The sequence below is a fragment of the Methylobacterium variabile genome (genome assembly GCF_001043975.1).
GTDB classification, from domain to species: Bacteria; Pseudomonadota; Alphaproteobacteria; order Rhizobiales; family Beijerinckiaceae; genus Methylobacterium; species Methylobacterium variabile.
In genome coordinates this window covers 1-4,193 of sequence record NZ_LABY01000333.1, presented here as the reverse complement: position 1 = coordinate 4,193, position 4,193 = coordinate 1, and the positions used below count along the sequence as shown (strand labels likewise).

Genomic DNA, 4,193 nt, shown 5'->3' with positions numbered 1-4,193 from the left:
GTCCAGGGGGGAGGGGCGGGAGAGACCTGCCCGGGCGGGGAAAAGGGACGCCGTGCCCGAGATCGGCCGCCGTCCTGCCCGTCTCGCCACAGGTCCCTTCGCAGAGAGCCCTAGCGGAACACGGCCTCGCCGCTGCGTACACGGTCCATGAGAGCGTCCGCGGACAGTTCGTCGACGTCCTCGCCGGCGATCAGCGCCATCGAGGCCTCCGCGTCGTGGCGCGGGTCGATCTGCAACGGATTCTGCCCCTGGCGGTGGAGGAGCGCGTAGCCGTGACCGTACTCCATCACGGCACCTGTTCCGACCTCGGCCCAGATGTCGATACCGTAGAAGAAGTGCGTCCCCAGCGCCCCGGTGACGATGAGGGACGAATCCTCGTAGGCGTTCAGGAGCAGGTCGCGCGCGACGAGGTCGCCGTCCACGAACGCGCACTTGCCGCCCTCGCCGGCCCAGACCCGGCACTCGACATCGCCGAGAACGACGAACAGGCCACCCTCATCGAAGCCCTTGTCGTAGGGGTTGGCGAGGTCGACGAACCCTGAGACGGTGAGATTGCCGACGATCAGCGTGCAATAGGCCGGCGCGACGAAGTTCCCATCGAGGTCGAGATCGCCGTGATGGACCTGGAAGTCCTCGCCGTCCGTCCGCGGCGTGAGAGCGGCGTAGCGGCGACGGAAAGTGCCGGTGGTGGGCGCCGCGTCGATGATCGCCTGGAATTCCTCTTCGGACACGCTCTCGAAGGCGCCCATCGTTTGACTCCTCGGGTCATACCGTGAGCGAGCATATCGGATTCGCGCCGCGACTGTTCCCTACGGAAGGCGGGACCCGCGCCGACCAACGACGCTCCGGCCTGAGCGGATATACCTCCCGCAGGTCCGGGTGACGGGATCTCACCGGGGTCCCGGCCGCGACGGCCACACGGCCGCGACGGCGACGAGGATCCAGCCGAGGATCAGGATCATCCCGCCGCTCGGCGCCGCCATCGGGAAGAGGGCTTGCTGCGCGAGCGCCCGGACCGAGAGGTCGCCGGAGAACAGCGCGAGGCCGAGCGCCAGGGCGAAGCCCGCCGCCCGGACCAGCGCCGGAGGCAACCTCCCGCTGCCCGCGAGCAGCGCGGTTCCCAGGAGGGCGGGGGCGTGGAACAGCAGGAACTGCGCCGCGGTCGCGAGGCTCGTCGCCCCGGCGATGTGGGCCGCCGCCGCCGAGAGCGCCACGCCGAGCGCGCCGGCGAGGCCGGCGAGCGCGATCAGGGCCCGGTCGGCGGGGTGCGTCATTCGCCGCGCTCGGCGAGGAGCCGGGCGATGCTCGCGCGCAGGTCGGCGACGCCGTCGTCGGTGCGGCTCGAGGTCAGGATGATCTCCGGATAGGCCGCGGGCCGCCGGGCGATCGCCGCTGCCGTGGCATCGAGCCGCGCCTGGATCTCGCCCTTCTTGAGGGCGTCCGCCTTGGTCAGCACGATCTGGTAGGACACGGCGGCCTTGTCGAGGCCGTCCAGCACCTCGGCGTCGTTCGGCTTGATGCCGTGGCGGGAGTCGATCAGCACGTAGACCCGGGCGAGGTTGGCGCGCCCGCGCAGGTAGGAATGGATCAGCTCGGTCCAGGCCGCGACCTTCGCCTTCTCGACCGCGGCGTAGCCGTAGCCCGGCATGTCGACGAGGACGAGCCTGCCGCCGGCGATGTCGAAGAAGTTGAGCTGCTGGGTGCGCCCCGGCGTGTGCGAGGTGCGCGCCAGCGCGTTGCGGCCGGTCAGCGCGTTGATCAGGCTCGACTTGCCGACGTTGGAGCGGCCCGCGAAGGCGATCTCGTGGCCCCGCATCGGCGGCAGCACCGCGAGCTTGTCGGCGGCGTGGAAGAACTCCGCCGACCCGGCGAAGAGCAGCCGCCCCGCTTCCCGCAGGGCGGCCGCCTTCTCGGCCTCGGTCTCAGGATGGGCCGGGTCCTGCATCAGCTCTTCGCGGCCTTCGGCGTGCGCGAGAACGTCGAGCGCAGGTTGTCCCACAGCTCCACCTTCACCCCGTTGCGCCGCATGATCACGTATTGCTGGATCACCGACAGGGTGTTGTTCCAGGCCCAGTAGATCACCAGGCCGGCCGGGAACGAGCCGAGCATGAAGGTGAAGATGATCGGCATGAAGGTGAAGACCTGCGCCTGGATCGGGTCCGGCGGCGCGGGGTTCATCTTCATCTGCACGAACATCGTCACGCCCATGATGAGCGGCCAGATGCCGAGGTGCAGCAGGTCCGGCGGCGTGAAGGGCAGGAGGCCGAACAGGTTGAACAGCGAGGTCGGGTCCGGCGCCGCGAGGTCGCGGATCCAGCCGAAGAACGGCGCGTGCCGCATCTCGATGGTGACGAACAGCACCTTGTAGAGCGCGAAGAAGACCGGGATCTGGACCAGCACCGGCCAGCAGCCCGCCACCGGGTTGATCTTCTCCTTCTTGTACAGCTCCATCATCGCCTGCTGCTGCTTCACCTTGTCGTCGGCGTAGCGCTCCCGGATGGCGGTCATCTCGGGCTGGACGGCCTTCATCTTGGCCATCGAGACGTAGGAGCGGTTGGCGATCGGCAGGAAGAACAGCTTGAGGATGAGGGTGACGACCAGGATCGAGACGCCGAAGTTGCCGAACAGCCGGTAGAAGAAGTCCAGCGCCTTGAACATCGGCTTGGTGATGAAGTAGAACCAGCCCCAGTCGATCAGCAGGTCGAAGCGCTTGATGCCGAGCGACTTCTCGTAGCCGTCGATGGTGCCGACCTCCTTGGCGCCGGCGAACAGGCGCTGGCTGGCCTGAACGGTGGCGCCGGGGGCGAGCTGCTTGACCTCGCCGAGGCTGCTGGCCTGGTAGACCTTGGTGGCGCCCTCGTCCCGCTCGGTGAACGAGCCGGTATAGGGGGTGCTCTGGTCGGGGATCGCGGCGGCGGCCCAGTACTTGTCGGTGATGCCGAGGAAGCCGCCGGTCACGCCGGCCCAGGAATGGCCGCGGGTGCCGGGCGCCCCGAGCGGGTTCTCCTTGGCGAGCTTGTCGTAGGTGAATTCCTGCAGGCCCTGGTCGCCGAGGACGCCGATCAGGCCCTCGTGGAGGACGTAGTAGCCCTGCGTGTGCGGCTTGCCCCAGCGCGAGACGAGGCCGTACGGGTAGAGCGTGACTGCGTTGCCGCCCTTGTTCTCGACGGAATCCGCCACCGTGAACATGAACTTGTCGTCGACCGAGAGGGTGCGGCGGAAGACGAGGCCGGCGCCGTTGTCCCAGGTCAGGACCAGGGGCTTCTGCGGCGTCAGCACGTCGCCCTCGGCGGTCCAGACCGTGTCGCCGCCCGGCAGCGGACCGGCATTCTGGCCGACCCAGCCGAACTCGGCGTAGTACGGGTTGGCCGAGCCGATCGGCGAGAGCAGCACGATGCGCGGCGAGCTGTTGTCGACGGTCTCGTGGTAGTTCTTCAGCGACACGTCGTCGATGCGGCCGCCCTTGAGCGCCACCGAGCCGGCGAGCGCCGGGGTATCGATGCGCACCCGCGGCGAGCGGGCGAGCGCCTCCTCGCGGGTCGCCGCCAGCGCCGGGCTGCCGGCCGGCGCGCCCGGCAGGGTGCCGGGCACCGGCGCCGAGGGGCCACCTTCCCGCGGGCTCGCCGACGGCCCGGTCTGGGCCTGCTGGGCCGCCTGCTGCTGGCGCTGCCGCTCGATCTGCGGCGCGCTGACGAAGTAGTTCCAGCCGAGCAGCACTGCCAGCGACAGCACGACGGCGATGATCATGTTCGTCTTGTCGTTACCCATGGACCCGCGACGCCTGCCGCCAAAAGAGCGGGGCCGACGGGCGGGCATGGCGGCCCGCTGTCCTCGGCCCTCACGACCAACACGACGAGGCGAACCCGGGTGCCCGGGATCGCCTCACGAATTCCGATCCGGGGCGCGGCGCCCCGGCTCCGGGGCCTTCCCCGGATCGCCCGGGTTCCGCTTCGCCCGGCCCCGGCCCGCCCCGGGGGGCGGGCCGGGGCCGGGCGAAGCGGAACCCGGGCGATCCGGGGAAGGCCCCGGAGCCGGGGCGCCGCGCCCCGGATCGGAATTCGTGAGGCGATCCCGGGCACCCGGGTTCGCCTCGTCGTGTTGGTCGTGAGGGCCGAGGACAGCGGGCCGCCATGCCCGCCCGTCGGCCCCGCTCTTTTGGCGGCAGGCGTCGCGGGTCCATGGGTAACGACAAG

Annotated in this window: 4 protein-coding genes; all 4 read right to left on the bottom strand. The window is 70.2% G+C overall.

The window, feature by feature from the left end:
* Positions 1-110: 110 nt before the first annotated feature.
* Entirely contained in the window at positions 111-749 is a 639-nt protein-coding gene (locus VQ02_RS32335; RefSeq protein WP_048448372.1) for a hypothetical protein, read from the bottom strand.
* 141 nt (positions 750-890) lie between these two features.
* The gene (locus tag VQ02_RS32330) at positions 891-1,274 is read right to left on the bottom strand and encodes a DUF423 domain-containing protein (RefSeq protein ID WP_048448371.1); all 384 of its coding nucleotides are present in this window, start codon (positions 1,272-1,274) and stop codon (positions 891-893) included.
* Positions 1,271-1,945, bottom strand: a complete 675-nt coding sequence (gene yihA / locus VQ02_RS32325) for a ribosome biogenesis GTP-binding protein YihA/YsxC (RefSeq protein ID WP_048448370.1) — start codon at positions 1,943-1,945, stop codon at positions 1,271-1,273. Before yihA ends, VQ02_RS32330 begins: the two co-directional genes overlap by 4 nt.
* Complete coding sequence (gene yidC / locus VQ02_RS32320) at positions 1,945-3,768, bottom strand: membrane protein insertase YidC (RefSeq protein ID WP_048448369.1); 1,824 nt, start codon at positions 3,766-3,768, stop codon at positions 1,945-1,947. The genes yihA and yidC overlap by 1 nt, the downstream gene beginning before the upstream one ends.
* Positions 3,769-4,193: the final 425 nt, after the last annotated feature.